Source organism: Chryseobacterium herbae (assembly GCF_025154075.1).
GTDB lineage: Bacteria > Bacteroidota > Bacteroidia > Flavobacteriales > Weeksellaceae > Chryseobacterium > Chryseobacterium herbae.
In genome coordinates, this window is sequence record NZ_JAOAMU010000003.1 from 364,572 (window position 1) to 382,029 (window position 17,458).

9 protein-coding genes are annotated in these 17,458 nt (G+C 36.6%); 7 read left to right on the forward strand and 2 right to left on the reverse strand.

The window, feature by feature from the left end:
- Positions 1-74: 74 nt before the first annotated feature.
- Positions 75-1,682 (forward strand): CTP synthase, encoded by a 1,608-nt coding sequence (pyrG, locus tag N0B48_RS11710; RefSeq protein WP_259838974.1) that lies wholly within the window; start codon positions 75-77, stop codon positions 1,680-1,682.
- A 179-nt stretch (positions 1,683-1,861) separates the two neighbouring features.
- Complete coding sequence (gene yidC, locus N0B48_RS11715; RefSeq protein WP_259838975.1) at positions 1,862-3,658, forward strand: membrane protein insertase YidC; 1,797 nt, start codon at positions 1,862-1,864, stop codon at positions 3,656-3,658.
- Positions 3,659-4,083: 425 nt separating this feature from the next.
- On the opposite strand, the gene rnhB is transcribed toward yidC, so the two are convergent.
- Positions 4,084-4,668, reverse strand: coding sequence for a ribonuclease HII (gene rnhB / locus N0B48_RS11720; protein WP_259838976.1), 585 nt, complete (start codon positions 4,666-4,668; stop codon positions 4,084-4,086).
- 314 nt (positions 4,669-4,982) lie between these two features.
- Between rnhB and N0B48_RS11725 the strand changes: the two genes are divergently transcribed.
- From N0B48_RS11725 to argS, 5 genes are all read left to right on the forward strand, one after another.
- On the forward strand, positions 4,983-8,000 hold the full coding sequence (locus N0B48_RS11725) for a SusC/RagA family TonB-linked outer membrane protein (protein ID WP_259838977.1): 3,018 nt from the start codon (positions 4,983-4,985) through the stop codon (positions 7,998-8,000).
- 46 nt (positions 8,001-8,046) lie between these two features.
- Positions 8,047-9,627: a SusD/RagB family nutrient-binding outer membrane lipoprotein gene (locus N0B48_RS11730; RefSeq protein WP_259838978.1), complete on the forward strand. Its 1,581-nt coding sequence runs from the start codon at positions 8,047-8,049 to the stop codon at positions 9,625-9,627.
- Positions 9,628-10,042: 415 nt separating this feature from the next.
- On the forward strand, positions 10,043-13,069 hold the full coding sequence (locus N0B48_RS11735) for a SusC/RagA family TonB-linked outer membrane protein (protein WP_259838979.1): 3,027 nt from the start codon (positions 10,043-10,045) through the stop codon (positions 13,067-13,069).
- Positions 13,070-13,108: 39 nt separating this feature from the next.
- Positions 13,109-14,509: a SusD/RagB family nutrient-binding outer membrane lipoprotein gene (locus N0B48_RS11740; RefSeq protein ID WP_259838980.1), complete on the forward strand. Its 1,401-nt coding sequence runs from the start codon at positions 13,109-13,111 to the stop codon at positions 14,507-14,509.
- A 124-nt stretch (positions 14,510-14,633) separates the two neighbouring features.
- Complete coding sequence (argS, locus tag N0B48_RS11745) at positions 14,634-16,400, forward strand: arginine--tRNA ligase (RefSeq protein WP_259838981.1); 1,767 nt, start codon at positions 14,634-14,636, stop codon at positions 16,398-16,400.
- 127 nt (positions 16,401-16,527) lie between these two features.
- On the opposite strand, the gene N0B48_RS11750 is transcribed toward argS, so the two are convergent.
- Complete coding sequence (locus N0B48_RS11750) at positions 16,528-17,457, reverse strand: YihY/virulence factor BrkB family protein (protein WP_259838982.1); 930 nt, start codon at positions 17,455-17,457, stop codon at positions 16,528-16,530.
- Between the last annotated feature and the right edge of the window lies 1 nt (position 17,458).

Sequence of the window (17,458 nt, forward strand, 5' to 3'; positions counted from 1 at the left end):
GGTTTTTCTATTTTCAAAATTTAAAAAATTGCTTTGTGTTTCTTTTTCCCATAACTTTGCACAAACCTAATCTAATGAGTAAAAAGAATACAAAGTACATCTTTGTGACAGGAGGTGTAACTTCATCTTTGGGAAAAGGAATCGTGTCTGCTTCTCTGGGACTTTTGTTAAAATCACGCGGTTTTAACGTAACGATCCAAAAACTGGATCCTTATATCAACATCGACCCGGGAACACTGAATCCATATGAACACGGAGAATGCTATGTAACCGAAGATGGCGCAGAAACGGATCTGGATTTAGGCCACTATGAGCGTTATCTTGATGCTCCTACTTCCCAAAACAACAACGTTACTACAGGGAAAATCTACCAAACAGTTATCGAAAAAGAAAGAAAAGGAGATTTCTTAGGAAAAACGGTTCAGGTAATTCCTCATATCACCAACGAGATCAAAAGAAGAATTAAAATGCTTTCCAAGCAGAACTACGATATCATCATTACTGAGATCGGAGGAACTGTAGGCGACATTGAATCTCTTCCATACATTGAAACTGTACGTCAGCTGAAATGGGAACTTGGTGAGAAAAATTCTATGGTGATTCACCTTACGCTGTTGCCTTACCTGGCTTCAAGCGGCGAATTAAAAACAAAACCTTCTCAGCATTCCGTACGTCAGTTGATGGAAAGCGGAATCATGGCAGATGTTTTGGTTTGCAGAACGGAACACAATATTCCAAAAGATCAGAGAGCGAAATTGGCTCAATTCTGTAATGTTTCTCTGGATAATGTCATTGAATGTAAAGATCTTGAAACGATCTATGAAGTTCCGATGTACCTTCAGAAACAAAATTTTGATGATGTAGTTTTAAAAGAACTGGATCTGAAAAATGATAAAGAAGCTGATCTGAAAGACTGGAAAACTTTCCTTAAAAAATTCAAAAACCCTAAAAGAACTGTAGAAATTGCCTTGGTAGGAAAATATATTTCTCTGCAGGATTCTTATATTTCTATTGCTGAAGCTTTCAAACATGCCGGTGCAAGTCTTGAAACTGAAGTGAAAGTAAGATGGGTATACAGTGGAGATATCACCGCTGAAAATATTAAAGAGACTTTAAATGGTGTGGACGGAATCCTTATTGCTCCAGGTTTTGGCGATAGAGGAATTGAAGGAAAAGTACTTACGGCTCAGTATGCAAGAGAAAATAAAGTTCCGATGTTGGGTATTTGTTTAGGAATGCAGATCATGACTGTTGAATTTGCAAGAAATGTTCTTGGTCATTCAAAGGCCAACTCTATGGAATTTGATACTTCTACACCGGATCCTGTAATTTCTATCATGGAAGAACAGAAAAATGTAGTGGATAAAGGAGGAACAATGCGTCTGGGAGCTTGGAAATGTTCATTGAAAAATGGTTCTAAGCTATATGATATCTACGGAACTAAAAACATTTCTGAAAGACACCGTCACCGTTATGAATTCAACAGTGATTATCTTCAGGAGTTTGAAAAGAACGGTTTCCTTGCAACAGGAACAAACCCTGAAACAGGATTGGTAGAGGCTCTTGAAATGCCAGATCACCCATTCTATGTAGGGGTGCAGTATCATCCGGAATATAAAAGTACAGTAGCAACGCCGCATCCTCTTTTCAGAGCATTTGTGAAGGCTTGCGAAAAGAAATAAGGTAATAATAGACCATAAACGTCTTATCATAAACTCAGGCTGATTATTCTCAGCTTGAGTTTATTATATAGTAACATGGTAATGCATAGAGTTTTGATAAAAAAACAGTATTTTTGTCAGCTCAAAAAGTAGCATATTGTGATACTTGGGTTAAATTTAAAATTTTAATATAAAATAAAATGCAAGAAAACAAAGGAATCGATAAAAGTCAGATGATCAGTTTTGCGGTTTTATGTCTGGTTCTTTTCGGATTCATGTTCTATTTCCAGAACAAGCAGTCGAAAGAAGAGCAGGTAAAAGCTCAGGAACAGAAAACCGAGCAGGTAAAAAATGCGGTAAAACAGACTCAGGCAAGTAATATCAATCCAAATGTAACTCCTAATGCCATTCAGACGGCCAGTTTGAACAACAAAGAGCTGAATGTGGAATTCTCAAGCTTAGGAGGACAGGTTTCTAAAGTGCAGCTTTCGGAGTACAAAGCATATGACCATAAAACAGATAAGGCGGATCTTCCACTTTACCTGATCGATAAAAAGAACTCCAACTACGGCTTTCAGTTTAAAGACAAAACCGGAAAAGTGATTAATACTAAAGACTTAGTTTTCGCACCGGCTGTAAATGGAAATGTTGTAACGATGACGGCAGATTATAATGGCGCGGTTATTCAGTTTATTTATACATTACTTCCAAAATATACATTAGATTTTAAAGTAAGAACAAAAGGGCTTGCAACTGTTACTTCTGATAACAAAGCAGACTTTATCTGGGATTATAATGTAAGAAACTTAGAAAAGGGTAGAGCTCAGGAACAGTCTCACTCCGAATTCTCATATGCGTTTAATAATTATAAAGATTATGATTATGATGGAAGAACGGAAATGAGTGAGGAAAAAGAAACTCTTAACTGGATCGGTGTAAAGCAGCAGTTTTTCACTTCTGTAATCGAAGCTAAAAACGGTTTCACACAGAGTAAAGGAAACCAGGAAGCTATCGAAGAAGGTGAATATCTGAAGAAACTTAATTTTGAAGGATTCGTACAGATGACCGGAAGTGAGCTTAATCAGGATTTTACCTGGTATTTTATGCCACTTGATTTACCGTTGCTAAAATCTTACGACAAAAACTTTGACGAAATTTTACCACTGGGATGGTCTTTTATCGGATGGATGAACCGTTACTTCTTTATGTGGCTGTATAGTCTTATTGCAGGTTGGGGATTATCTGCTGGTTGGGTTATTTTTGCCATGACGATCATTGTGAAGCTTATCCTATCACCTATCATGTATAAGCAGCATAAGCTAAGTGCGATGATGAAAGTGATCCGTCCTGAAATTGACGAAGTAAACGCGAAGCTGAAGGATGCAGACCCAATGAAGAAGCAGCAGGCTACGATGGAGATCTACCGAAAGGCAGGGGTGAACCAAATGGCAGGATGTCTTCCGGCATTGGTGCAGATTCCGATCTTCTATGCCTTATTCCGTTTCTTCCCGAACTTTATTGATCTTAGAGGACAGGGGTTCTGGTTTGCAAAAGATTTGACAGCTTATGATGATTTAATTAAACTACCATTTAAGATTCCTTTCCTGGGAGATCATTTAAGTGTTTTTGCATTAGCATGTACGATCGTGATTTTGATCTATACCGTAATGACTTCAGGAAATATGCAGCAGCCTCAGCAGGAGGGAATGCCAAACATGAAAGTGTTGATGTACATCTTCCCGATTACATTCCTGTTCTTCCTGAATACATCGGCATCTGGTCTTTCATGGTATTATTTTGTATCCAACGCGATTAACATTTTAATTATCCTGGTTATTAAATACGTGATACTGGATGAAAAGAAAATCCATGCACAGATCCAGGCGAATAAAGAAAAGCCAAAATCTGAAGGTAAGTTCCAGAAGAAAATGAGAGAAATGATGGAGAAAGCTCAGGATCAACAGAAGGTTCAGGAGCAGCAGAAGAAAAAGAAATAAGAAATAGTTTATAATAGAAAAGAGAAGCAAATTTGCTTCTCTTTTTTTTGTTTTTAATGACAAGGTTTTGGAACGGGCTGATTCATGTGTGGACACGGTGTGTCACAAGGGCAAATCTGTCCGCCCATAATCTGCTTTAACTGGTTTTTGCTAATTAGCTTAGCATTTTTGATTTTTGTAATGTTTTTCATATGTTAATATTAAGATGAGTATATATTTCTTTACGATTTAAAGAAAATATAGGATGTTTGTAACTCAAATATAAATAAAATATCTTTTCCAAACATTTTTATTTGAGTTTGTACGGTAATGACTCTGAAAATGTGAGAACGAGAAAAAGAAATAGGTTACAATAGAAAAGAGAAGCAGTAATCCGCTTCTCTTTTTATTTGTCTTGTATCCCAATGGGAAGATATTACTCTTGATTAATCGTATTTCAATCTGAATGACTGTCTATGATGTTTTGTCGGTCCGTGCTTTATGAGGGCTTGTTGGTGCGCTTTTGTGGCATATCCGAAGTTAGTGTTCCAACTGTATTCAGGATGTTCTTCGTGAAGTTCGATCATCAGTTTATCCCTGTAGTTTTTTGCGAGAATAGAAGCTGCTGCAATAGACAGCACTTTTGAGTCTCCTTTTATAATGCATTGATGGGGGATAAAATTATAGGGATGGAATTTATTTCCGTCTACTAATATAAGTTCGGGTCTTATTGTTAACTGATCCAGGGCGCGGTGCATGGCGTGGATGCTTGCATTAAGAATATTATGCTCATCAATGAATTCAGGAGGTAGCTCGGCAATGGCATAATTTTTTACATTATCCTTAATATAGCTGTCCAGCTCCATTCTTGTTTTGAATGTCAATTTCTTTGAGTCATTAACGAGGTTCTGCTGAAAGCTGTCATCCAGAATAACAGCTGCAGCAACTACGGGGCCGCTCAGGCATCCCCTTCCTACTTCGTCACATCCGGCTTCAATGTACAGATCTGTCCACTTTTGCAATAAATCCATATAATTATTTATATCATTTTATAAATGAGGTGTAAAATTAGTAAAAATTGCATTTTAAGGTGATGTGTATTTTTTTTAGATATATGATTATTTTAATAAATATATTGCTTCCATTTAACGCAATGAATGTATTGTTTTTAATTATGGTGTTTTGTGTGTTTTTAAATGATATGGATATTTTGTTGAAATATTTTTAAGTATTGTGCTTGTTGATGTTATGTTGTTTGTTAAATTAAATATTTTTAACGAAATATTTGGTGATTTTAAGAAAGTTTCACATATTTGCAATCATAAAAAAAATAATCAATTTAAATATGAAGAAATTAACTACAAGTGTTTTAGCGATAGTTCTTACTGCTTCCTTTGGGATGGTAAGCGCGCAAAATACACCAGGTGATACTTTACAGGTAAATGACATCCGTGAGATTGTTGTTACAGGTGCACTTGGTCTTAAAAAGAGACAGGATGCTGTTGTTGGTAGTAATAAAGTTATTGACAACAAGGAACTTAACCAGGCAGTAAACCCGAACGCAGCACAGGCACTAACTGGTAAAGTAGCAGGTTTGCAAATTAACACCTTGAACACGAATGTTAATAGCACGGCAACAGTAACCATCAGAGGGCCAAGATCTATTTCAGGAAATAACCAAGCATTAGTTGTAATCGATGGAGCAATATCTACTTTAGCTATTTTTCAACAATTACCACCTGAGGTAGTTGAGAGTGTAAACGTTATTAAGGGCCAGCAAGGTTCTGCACTTTATGGTGAAAAAGGAAGTAATGGTGTAATTGTAGTTACGACTAAAAAAGGAACTAAATCTGAAAAAATACAATTTACTTTAACATCTTCTATAGATATATCTTCTATTTATAAAACGCCGATCCGTCAGCAGCTTTACGGACAAGGTTGGACAGGTGAGCCTACAGGTTTCAGTGATGTTGAATACGGTGGTTCAAACTGGGTGCCATTCGAGAACGGTAGCTGGGGTCCTGCATATAATGATCCTCAGATTGGAGGACAGTTGCTAATCACAGGTCTTCCTCAGGCGGATGGTTCTCTCATTTATACCCCATATGCTGCTAGAAAGAATAATACAGACAAATTCTTCAAAAAAGGAGTGTTGCTACAGAATGGTGTTTCCATCAATGTAGGGGGTAGAGATTCTTATTCCTTCTTATCATTTAACAGAGTGGAAAATGATTTCATGATTGAAGGAGATAAACTGAAAAGAAATACAATATTCTACAAAGGAGGTAAGCAGTTAGGTAAATTGAGAATTGATGCTACATTTAATTTCATTGACCAAAATATTACACAAACCGGAGGGAATACATTTGCCAACCTTATGCAGACTCCTACCAATGTTGATGTCAAAAGATATGAAAATAGTGGAATGGATGGTCACTGGACAGCTTTTGCCCGTAGCCCATATTGGATGAGGGATCATTTTAGAAATAATGCCAATGTAACAACCTTTAATGGTGTTATATCATTAGGATATGAATTTAGTAAGAATATAAGTTTGACGTATACAGGGAATATGACTACGAGTTCAACCGTAGCAGAAACCTACAATGATCAGTATACTAGTAAGGAGGCAAGAGTATTTTCAGGTACAGGAACGCCTTACGACGGACTTTCATATTTAAAATTAGGTGCTGCACCTATTACATCGGCTTACAATAAATCGTTAAATAAAATATGGAGATATTACGGTGATTTAATGTTGAATTTTAATTACGATTTAACAGATGATATTAACTTCAAGTTGAATTTAGGTAATAACATTCAGGATTCAAAAGAAGACTATACTGAGGTTGGAGGGACTAACCTTCAGATTCCAGGATGGTATAACGTAAGAAATATTGTGAATTCTACACCATGGTATAATCTTAATAACGGGAGTGTTAGAAGAAGAAATGTAGCTTGGTTTTCTAACCTTGATTTAGGGTACAAAGATTATCTATTCCTGAATGCAACCTACAGATTTGAACAGTCATCTGTATTAAGTATTCGTGAAACACCTCTACCGGGAGAAGCTCCAAGACCTTTGAATAATAAAGGATATTCTTACTACTCAGCAGGTTTTTCATTTATTCCTACAAAAGCATTTAAGAACTTAACGAATGGTGATGTTCTTACATATGCAAAAGTAAGTGGAGGATTTACTAGAACCGGTAACTCTATTCTGGACCCTTATGCGGTAGACGAAAGAGGAGTTTTCCCAACAGGATTCCCGTTTGGAAACCTTTCTTCTTATATTGTCAACAGAACGCCTGTTGCACAGGATATCAAACCTGAATTTAACAATACATTAGAGGCTAACTTAAGCTTCGGGTTATTTAAAGACAGAATTACTTTTGATGGATCTGTTTATCAGACAAAAACCGACGGGTTAATTACCAACAGTGGGGTATCAAATACTACAGGGTTAACTACTGTTTTTGATAATGCGGGAGCCATGAGAAACAGAGGTTTCGAAGTGGAATTAGGATTAACACCATTTAAGTCTAAGGATTTCGAATGGAATTTAAAAGGGTCTTACTCTAAATATAAAGCTGTTGTTACAAGTTTAGATAACGGAGCTTTAACGGTACCTAGAAACGTTGCAGGATCAGATATACCTGCTGGACTTTACGCTGTTTTAGGTGGAAGTGCCAATACGATTATGGGTACTGCATACCAGAGAGATCCTGAAGGAAGAATTGTAGTAGATGACCTAGGATTACCTATCGTAAGCAGCCAGTATAAAGTATTAGGGAAATTAGATCCTGATTATATTTTAGCGTTCAGTACCTCTATCAGAGTGAAAAGCTTTACGATCAGTGCAGTGGCAGATTACAGAACAGGAAACAGCTTCCTTTCTGAAAACAAAAATAACATGGCTTATGTAGGAACTCTGGAGAAGCAGGCTGACTTTAACCGTGCTTACGGATATGTTATACCAAACTCTGTACAGAATACAGGTACTGCGGCAAATCCTATCTATGTTACCAATACAACGACAGTAGGAGATAACCCGACGTATGCAGGTGCTGTGAATTATTTCACAACTAACTATAGAAGTGACATTGCAGAAGAGTTTATGGTGGACGGTACAGCATTAAAAGTTAGAGAAATTGCTGTTAGCTATGCTGTTCCAAAATCTGTACTTGCCAATACTTTTGTAAACAGTATGAGTATCGGTGTATATGCAAGAAATCCATTTGTAGTGTATGCTAAGGATAACAGAAACTTTGGAGACGGGGAAATGCAGAATACAGCGAGCATCGCTGCCAGCCAATATCCTACTTCCAGAAATTTTGGTTTTAATTTTAATGTAACTTTCTAAAATTCTAAAAATGAATAAATTTAAATATATAATTTCGTCACTTATTGTGGCGGGTTCATTAACATCTTGTAATGATTATCTGGATATTAATGAAACTCCAAATGATGTCAAAGTGGAGAATGTTACTCCCGATTTGATATTTCCTGGAGCGGTTGCACAGTCTTATCGTATACAAGGAACTGATATGATGGAGTTTGGGAATTTAATGATGAACTCTTGGGCTGGTGATGTGTACCATTATGGAGGACTTTACTCAAATGAATTTTCTCTATCTGCCGTAAATAGCCAGTTTTATGACGGAATTTGGAATGATATCTATAGAAATGTTAACAATTTTGTAGTTATCGAAAACTATCCGAATGCAGATCATAAGCAAGATAAGTATGTAGCAATGTCTAAGATTATGAAAGCTTACTATATGCAGTACATCGTTGACCTTTACGGAGATGCACCATATAGCGAAGCATTTAAAGGACAGCTTAATATGGCTCCAAAATATGATAATGATTCAGATGTGTATAAGTCACTTATTTCAACTCTGGATGATGCAGTGGCTATCATCAATTTAAATAATTCAAGTGCATTAGCTCCCGGAACTAAAGATATTGTCTTTGCAGGGGATATGGCCAAGTGGCGAGCTTTTGCCTATACAGTTAAGCTTAGATATCTTATTAGAATGTCAAAAGTTACAGGTGATCTTGCTGTCTATCGTGATGCTCAGCTTGCTGCGTTAAGTGCTGCAAGTGGTATGGGGACAGGGTTAATCACTACAGATGTTGTTGAAAACCCTGGATATGGGGCTTCTACAAATGATAAAATGAATCCTTTCTTCCGTACTTATTATTATGATTCAGCCGGTAATGAGGTGACAAATCATATTGTGGTTACATCTTCAGAACATATAGCGATTGCTTTAAATGGAAACAACCTGAATAATACGACTCCACAGTATCAGAAGTTTAATGGGGTTAAAGATCCTCGTAGATTTAGATTGTTTACGAGTGTAACTTATAATACGGAAGATCAGGTAAAAGGTGTTAGGCAAGGAGCTACTTCAGGCCAGCCGGGTGCTCCAACAGATAATCAGGAGGTTTCTAAATTAGGAGATGGAATTGTTTTAGGTAGTTCTACCGGATCATTACTTGCAGTGGGTAGTGCTAGAAGTGGAGTGCTTATGTCATTGGCTGAAGGAAAGCTGTTATTAGCTGAAGCTTCTCTGAAATATCCTTCATTGTTTACTGGTGGACAGACTGCTTTCAATGCTGCTATTACAGGTTCGGGTGTATGGCTTGGTGTTCCGGCAGCAAATACTACTGCTTATCTTACTGCTATTGCTACTAGACCTGGTTTAGGTTGGGTAGGAACTGATGCTCAGAAAATGGAAGCTATTATGACGCAGAAATGGTTGGCGCTTACCAATATAAGCCCTACTGAGATGTACATCGAGTATAACAGAACTGAGCTTCCTTATAACCCGGTTGCTGTAAATGCTGTAAAAACCAGAAGACCATACAGATTGGTTTATCCTACTTCTGAATATGCTACGAATTCAGCAAACGTACCAAACATTGGAAGTGATGTTGTATTTGCTAAAAACCAATACACTCCTTTCTGGAACCAAAATTAATTCGACAAGTTTTAATATATTTTTATTACCGCCTTCGGGCGGTTTTTTTGTTTTATGACTTCAGTGCTCGCGTTTTAAGATGAAAAAATATATTATGCATAGCATTGTTTTACGAAAGCTGAGAATTGATATTTGTCATTTTAGTGTGATTAATTGTTTTGATAATCAGGGTGTTATTCGGTTTTTGTTGATATTTTATATAGAAAATATCAATTGAAAAAATGTTGTTGTTTTCTGAAAGAAAATATTGTTAAAATGTTATGTTTTTGTTAATTGATTTGATTTTAACTTAATTTAGCAATTTTTATGATATAAATTTTGAAAAATTATGAATATTTGATATTTTTTTTAGATTTTGTTTTGTGATTTTAAGAAAGTTTTACAAATTTGTACAGTCACAAAATTAAAATTTGATATGAAGAAACTAACAACAAGTCTGCTTGTTTTGGTATTGTCTTCATCTGTTGCTATTGCCAATGCCCAACAGAAGAATGATACTGTAAAAACAAAAGAAATTGAAGGGGTGGTAGTAACCGCTCTCGGAATTAAAAGAGAGAAGAGATCTCTCGGTTATGCAACCCAGGAAGTAAAGGGTGATGCTGTTAATAAAAATCCTACAACCAACTTCTTAAATAACTTATCCGGTAAAGTAGCTGGATTAGAAATTAAACAAAGTACCAACTTTGGGGGATCTATTAATGTTGTTACTAGAGGATACAAATCGCTATTAGGTGATAACCAGGCCCTTTTTGTGGTAGATGGAATTCCTATTTTGAATAAGAATATCAACACGACTAATCAGAATACCGGTGGTGGTGGTTATGACTACGGTAGTTCAGTATCAGATATAAACCCTAATGACATCGAGACAATTAACGTTCTTAAAGGAGCTGCAGCAACTGCCCTTTACGGATCAAGAGCCCAGAACGGTGTTATCATTATTACAACAAAAAGAGGAAAGAAAAATAAAGAAGGGATCGGAATGGAATTTTCGAGTTCCATCACAATGTCAACTGTAGACAAATCCACTTTTCCTAAGTATCAGACCCAATATGGGCAAGGATACAGAGGTACAAGTTTTGATGGCGATCAGGATGGTAGTCCTATTGTTGGCTTTGGAAATGATGCTTCTTATGGCTCTCCTTATGATGGATCAATGGTGTGGCAATATGGTGCATTTACGCCGGGATCAACAACTGAAGGGCAAAGAACACCATGGCAAGCAGCAAAGAATGGGCCTATAAAGTTTTTTAATACAGGAGCGACCTATGTAAACAGTTTAGCTTTTAGTGGAGGTAACGAAACTGCAACTTACCGATTAAGCTATACCAATACCAACGCCTCTGATATTATGCCTAATAGTTCACTAATGAAAAATAATTTTAGTGGGAATGCTTCTTATAAATTAACAGATAAATTAACGGCCAATTTCTATGCCAATTATATTACTCAAAAGACCAAAGGACGTAACAGTACAGGGTACAATGATAATATAATGACTAATTTCAGACAGTGGTGGGCAACGAACGTTGACATTAAGGATCTGCAGTATTTATATGATAAATATAGAAAGAATTATACCTGGAATATAAATGCAGCTGATGATTTGGCGCCTGCATTCTGGGATAACCCATATTTCCAGAGATATGAAAATTATCAAAATGACTCCCGAGATAGATTTGCCGGAAACTTCAGTTTAAATTATGATGTAAGTAAAGAGTTTAATCTATTGTTCAGAATGGGAACAGATGGATATACGATGACTACAGAAGACAGAAAAGCTGTTGGATCCTATATTGGAAATGATTTTGGATTAAACGGTACAGTTGATCAGCCTTCAGGTTACGCAATGAGTAATTATAAATTTAATGAAACCAATTATGACCTTATTGCAACATATAAAAAGGACATAACTGATGATTTTAATGTCAGTGCATTAATAGGAGGAAATGTTAACGTACAGAAGGCTTTCTCAAATCAGCAGTCTACATCCGGGGGATTGTATACTCCTGGAATCTATACTATCGCTAATTCAAGGTCTAATCCTGTGAGACCTTTGATTTCTGATGTTTCAAAATACGTTTATGGAGCTTTTGCTCAGGTATCATTAGGGTATAAAAACACCTATTACTTAGAGGGAACTTTTAGAAGAGATCAATCTACCGCATTGCCGGAGAATGATGCTGTTTATTGGTATCCTTCACTGTCTGCAAGTGTTGTGTTCTCGAATTTAGTAAAGGCCAGCTGGCTGAACTTCGGAAAAGTACGAGCTGCCTATGCTGAAGTAGGATCGGATACTAATGCAGACCAATTACTGAACAGATATTTTGCACAGCCATCTTATGGAGATGTTCCGGTGTATGCTTACAATGCAGTACTGAGAAACTTTGAACTTAGATCTCAGGGACTTAAAAATGTGGAAGTCGGTATAGAGGCAAAGTTGTTTAATAACCGTGTAGGTTTTGATGTTTCCTGGTTCCAGAATAAAGCATTTGACCAAATCTTAGCATTGCCGGTTTCTTTTGCTACAGGGGCAGCTGCTAAAACTCAGAATGCCGGTGAGCTGACAACGAAAGGGTTTGAAGTAGCTCTTAGCGTAACGCCTATTAAAACCACTAATTTCTCTTGGGACCTTAATTTAAACTGGTCTAATCCTTGGACTAAAGTTACAGCACTTAGCCCTGGTATTGAGAATATATCAATCGGTAGACTTCAAGGTGGAGCAAGTGTGAATGCTCCTTTAAATGGAGATTATGGTTCAATCTGGACCTCGGATTACGTATATGACTCTAATGGTCAGAAAATCGTAGGAGCTAACGGAGCTTATCTGGTAACAGATAAAGCAGTATTCAATCAGGGAAGTTTCCAGGCCAGATGGAGTGCAGGACTAAATAATACAATAAACTACAAAAACCTATCATTAAACTTCTTAATTGACTGGAGACAAGGTGGAAATGTATATTCACTAGACCAGTTCTATGGTTATGGAACCGGTATTTATCCTGACTCAGTAGGAATGAATGATTTAGGTAATCCGATAAGAAATACATTAGCTACCGGCGGTGGGATCATTCTACCAGGTGTAATGGCTGACCCAAATAATCCGGGACAATTTATTACAAACACAACCAGATTAGACAAATCAAGATCCAGCCAGGTTTTAGGAACAGACCTTCCGGGAGCTGCCTATATTTATGATGCAAGTTTTGTAAAGCTTAGAGAGGTAGCCATAACCTATAAATTTGATAAAGATTTCTTTAATTCTAAATTTATACAGGGAATGTCTATGAGCTTAATCGGTAATAACCTTTGGATCATTCATAAAAACCTTCCTTATTCAGATCCTGAAGCAGGTCTTTCAGCGGGAAATATTCAAGGGTACCAATCTGGTCCGCTTCCGACTACAAGAAACATATCGTTTAACGTGAAAATTAATTTTTAAGAAAATATGAAAAAATATATAGTAACATCGTTAGTCGCTATGTTGTTCGTAGGATGTTCGACAAGTGATGATGTAAACATAGATCCGCATGCATCGTATAATACAACTCCCGAGGGATTAATTACATTTGCCCAGAAAGAATTAAGTGATTATATGACAACGCCTAGTGTTAATGAAAACAATTTTAGGCTGACCATGCAATACTGGCAAGAGACTATTTATGTAAATGAAAGTAATTACGATTTTACAAATAGAAATGTATCTAATAATGTCTGGACTGATACCTATGTAAATACATTAAAGAATTTAGATCAGGCAAGAAGAATTATCAATGCATATGTTCCTACTTTTCAGGAAACTGCAACCTGGCCTGGTATCAAGAAAAATCAATTAGCAATGATTGATATAATGCAGGTGTATACATTCCAGGTTTTGGTAGATACTTATGGAGATATTCCATACACACAAGCTTTGGATATAGAGTCTTATCCGCTTCCTAAATATGATAAAGCAGCTGATGTTTATGCATCACTTATTTCAAGATTAAATACTGATATAAATAACTTATCTGCAGCTTCAGACTCTTTTGGAAACGGCGATGTGTTTTATAAAGGAGATATTGGGCAATGGAAAAAATTTGGTAATTCACTACTGCTTAAATTAGGAATAGCTTTGGCAGATGTTAATCCAAGTTTAGCCCAGACTAGTGTAAATCAGGCAATCGCTGGTGGCGTAATGTCTTCTCCAGATGATGATTGTATATTTAAGTATTTGAATTCTTCACCTAATGAAAATCCTGTCTATCAGGAAGTGACTTCCAGAAATGATTTTATTGCTGGAAAAACATTAGTTGATTACATGAAAAATACAGCTGATACAAGAATTAGTGTTTATTACAGAGGACCAATCGGTGGTCAATATATTGGGCAAGTGATTGGTGCTCCCGGAGCTTTCGCTAGCTTTTCAAAACCTGGAGCTTTCACCAGAGAACCTACTACATCTGGAACACTTCTAAGTTCCACGGAAGTGAAATTTTATCTTGCTGAAGCATCTGCAAGATGGGGAATTGGAGGGGCTCCTGCTACTTTATACAATAATGCAGTTACCTCTTCTTTTACCGACTGGGGAAAAGCTTCAGATGCTGCCGCTTACTTAGTAGCCCATCCATATGATCCGTCAAATTGGAAAAAATCAATCGGAGAGCAGGCTTGGGTAGCAATGTATAATCAAGCTATAACTTCCTGGAATTTTTACAGAAGGTTAGATTACCCTCAATTAGTTGCTCCTGTTACTGCGATTCCTAATGCCGGTGGGAAAGTTCCGGTAAGACTTCAGTATCCTCCTGCAGAAGCTACAACTAACGGTACTAATAGTTCTGCGGCAAGTGCTGCAATCGGCGGTGATAAACTGACCACAAAAATATTCTGGGATATCAACTAAAAAATAGTTATTCATATTCAAATAACCGCCTTCGGGCGGTTTTTTTATTTCCGTATATTTGTACTTTAAAATTTTGAGAAGAAAAGACTATTTTCCATAGTCTTTAAAAAAGCAATAGATACACATGAATATTAAAGATATCATAGAGAAGAAACTTTCGGAGGTTATTTTAAATGTTTTTCAATTGAAAGACATCAATCTGGAAGTTCAGGAAAATAAAACAGAATTTGAAGGAGACTTTACCATTGTTACATTTCCATTGGTAAAGCAGCTGAAAAAAAATCCCGAAAATATTGGCGTTGAATTAGGAGGAGCTTTGACGGAGTACTCTGATCTGTTTGAAAGTTTCAATGTCGTAAAAGGTTTCCTTAATATTAAGGTAAAAAACCAGTTGTTTGTGGATAACTTCAGATCTGTAAGCAACGATTTTGATACCATAGAAAAGAAAAATTCTACGGTAATGGTGGAATATTCTTCTCCCAATACCAATAAACCCCTTCACCTTGGACACGTTAGAAATAACTTATTAGGATTTTCCGTAGCGCAGATTCTTAAAGAGGCAGGCTATGATGTGATCAAAAGTCAAATTATCAATGACAGAGGGATTCATATTTGTAAGTCAATGTTGGCATGGGAAAAATTTGGAAAAGGCGAAACCCCGGAGTCAACGAACACAAAAGGAGATAAGTTTGTAGGAAACTATTATGTAGAATTTGATAAAAACTACAAAACAGAAATTGCAGAACTTGTTGCACAGGGTTCAACAGAAGATCAGGCAAAAAAAGAAGCTCCATCGATTGTTGAGGCTCAAAAAATGCTTTTAGATTGGGAGAGTGGCGACGAGACGGTAAGAAATCTCTGGAAAGAAATGAACGCATGGGTTTATAAAGGCTTTAGCGAAACTTACAAAAGATTGGGTGTTGATTTTGATCAGATTCAATATGAAAGCAATACCTATATATTAGGAAAAGATCTTATTCAGGAAGGATTAGATAAAGGTATTCTTTATCAGAAAGAAGATGGTTCTGTATGGTGTGATCTTACAGATGAAGGTTTAGATCAAAAATTATTATTGCGTTCAGACGGAACTTCTGTGTATATGACTCAGGATTTGGGAACGGCAGTAGAACGTTTTAAACAAAATAATATTCAGAAATTAATTTACACAGTAGGAAACGAACAGGATTATCATTTCCAGGTTTTATTTAAAATCTTGAAAAAATTAGGATATACATGGGCGGATCAATTATTCCACCTTTCTTATGGGATGGTAGAACTTCCGAACGGAAAAATGAAATCCCGTGAAGGAACTGTTGTAGACGCTGATGACCTGATGCAGGAAATGCATGAGACGGCAAAATTAAAAGCAACAGAACTGGGAAGATTGGAAGGCCTTTCAGAAGAGGAAAAAGTATCTTCTTATGAAATAATCGGTATGGGAGCTTTGAAATATTTCATGCTGAAAGTGGATCCTAAGAAAAAAATGCTGTTCAATCCGGAAGAAAGTATTGAATTCAACGGAAATACAGGTCCGTTTATTCAATATACCTATGCACGTATTCAATCTCTATTGGCAAAAGCCAATTATCAGTATAAGGAAGTTGCTACTGTTGATGCCAATCAATTTGAAAAAGAACTGATCATATTACTAGTCAACTATAAAAATGTAGTGGAAAAAGCAGCGGAAGCATTAAGTCCGGCATTAGTTGCCAATTATGTTTATGACCTGGTTAAATCTTACAACTCATTCTATCAGAATCAAAACACTCCGATTGTAAAACTTGAGGATGAAAATTTAAAACAATTCCGCTTAAATCTATCAGATATAACGGCAAAAACAATACAAAAATCATTAACATTGCTGGGAATAGGAACAGTGAACAGAATGTAAAAAAATAAAGCCTCCTGAATTTTTGGGAGGCTATTTTTTTTCATGTAAAATGTATTAATGATAAACAACGATTAATACTAAAGAACCTTGTAACCTAAACCACGCATCCCGAACCCCGAATCCCGCATCAACCTTCTTTCAACCCATCTCGCTTACCGTCCCGGTACATCTTCGCCGCACTCCATTTTGCATGCTTGGAAAGAACCACTTTGTAGCCTTTTTTGTAGTTGTATACTTTCGTAAACTCGGCTCCGAAAAAGATCAGCATACAGGAATAATTAATCCACATCATAATTAAAATAACGGTTCCTGCAGCTCCGAAAGTAGACGTAGGTTTGAAATTGCCGAAATACAGACTCAGTAAAAATTTACCCAATGTAAATAAGATAGTAGTCAGTAAAGCGCCTTTCCATACAGGTTTCCAGCTGATTTTTACATCAGGAAGTACCTTGAACATGAGTGCAAATAAGAGCATGACCAAACCAAAACCGATGGCAAAATTCACGAGCTCTACAAGCATATACGTTTCAAGACCAAAATAATTGGTGATCCAGTTGTTAAACAGACTGATCATCGAAGACAGAATCATGGTGATCATCAGTAAGAAACCTAAAATAAGGATCATTCCCAATGAGTTGGCTCTATCTAAGAGAAATTTAACTAAAGCCTTTTTAGGAGCAGCTTCTACGTCCCAAAGGGTATTTAAAGTATGTTGTAACTGAAAAAACAGAGTCGTAGAACCGAAAACCAAAGATCCTATTCCCACGGTTTTCATAAAAATATTCTGCTTATCAATGAGTGCTCCGGCAATCATGCCTTCAATACTTTTGGCCACATCAGTTCCCATTAATCCACCGATCTGGTTGCTGATTTCTCCGCGAATAGCTTCCTCACCAAAGAAGTTTCCGGCAATCCAGATGATAATAATCAATAATCCCGGGATAGAAAAGATGGCGTAATAGGCTAAACTCGCCGAATCTTTTGATGCGGAAGAATTGTTCCATTCGTCGAAAGTCTCTTTTAAAGTCTCCCAGAAAAATTTGATGGTGTTGATCATA

Coding starts and splice junctions, on each gene's coding strand:
- N0B48_RS11725 (WP_259838977.1), top strand. CDS start 4,983: ATGAAGAAATTAACTACAAGTGTTTTAGCGATAGTTCTTACTGCTTCC.
- N0B48_RS11735 (WP_259838979.1), top strand. CDS start 10,043: ATGAAGAAACTAACAACAAGTCTGCTTGTTTTGGTATTGTCTTCATCT.
- N0B48_RS11740 (WP_259838980.1), top strand. CDS start 13,109: ATGTTGTTCGTAGGATGTTCGACAAGTGATGATGTAAACATAGATCCG.
- pyrG (WP_259838974.1), top strand. CDS start 75: ATGAGTAAAAAGAATACAAAGTACATCTTTGTGACAGGAGGTGTAACT.
- N0B48_RS11750 (WP_259838982.1), bottom strand. CDS start 17,457: ATGATCAACACCATCAAATTTTTCTGGGAGACTTTAAAAGAGACTTTC.
- yidC (WP_259838975.1), top strand. CDS start 1,862: ATGCAAGAAAACAAAGGAATCGATAAAAGTCAGATGATCAGTTTTGCG.
- argS (WP_259838981.1), top strand. CDS start 14,634: ATGAATATTAAAGATATCATAGAGAAGAAACTTTCGGAGGTTATTTTA.
- rnhB (WP_259838976.1), bottom strand. CDS start 4,668: ATGGATTTATTGCAAAAGTGGACAGATCTGTACATTGAAGCCGGATGT.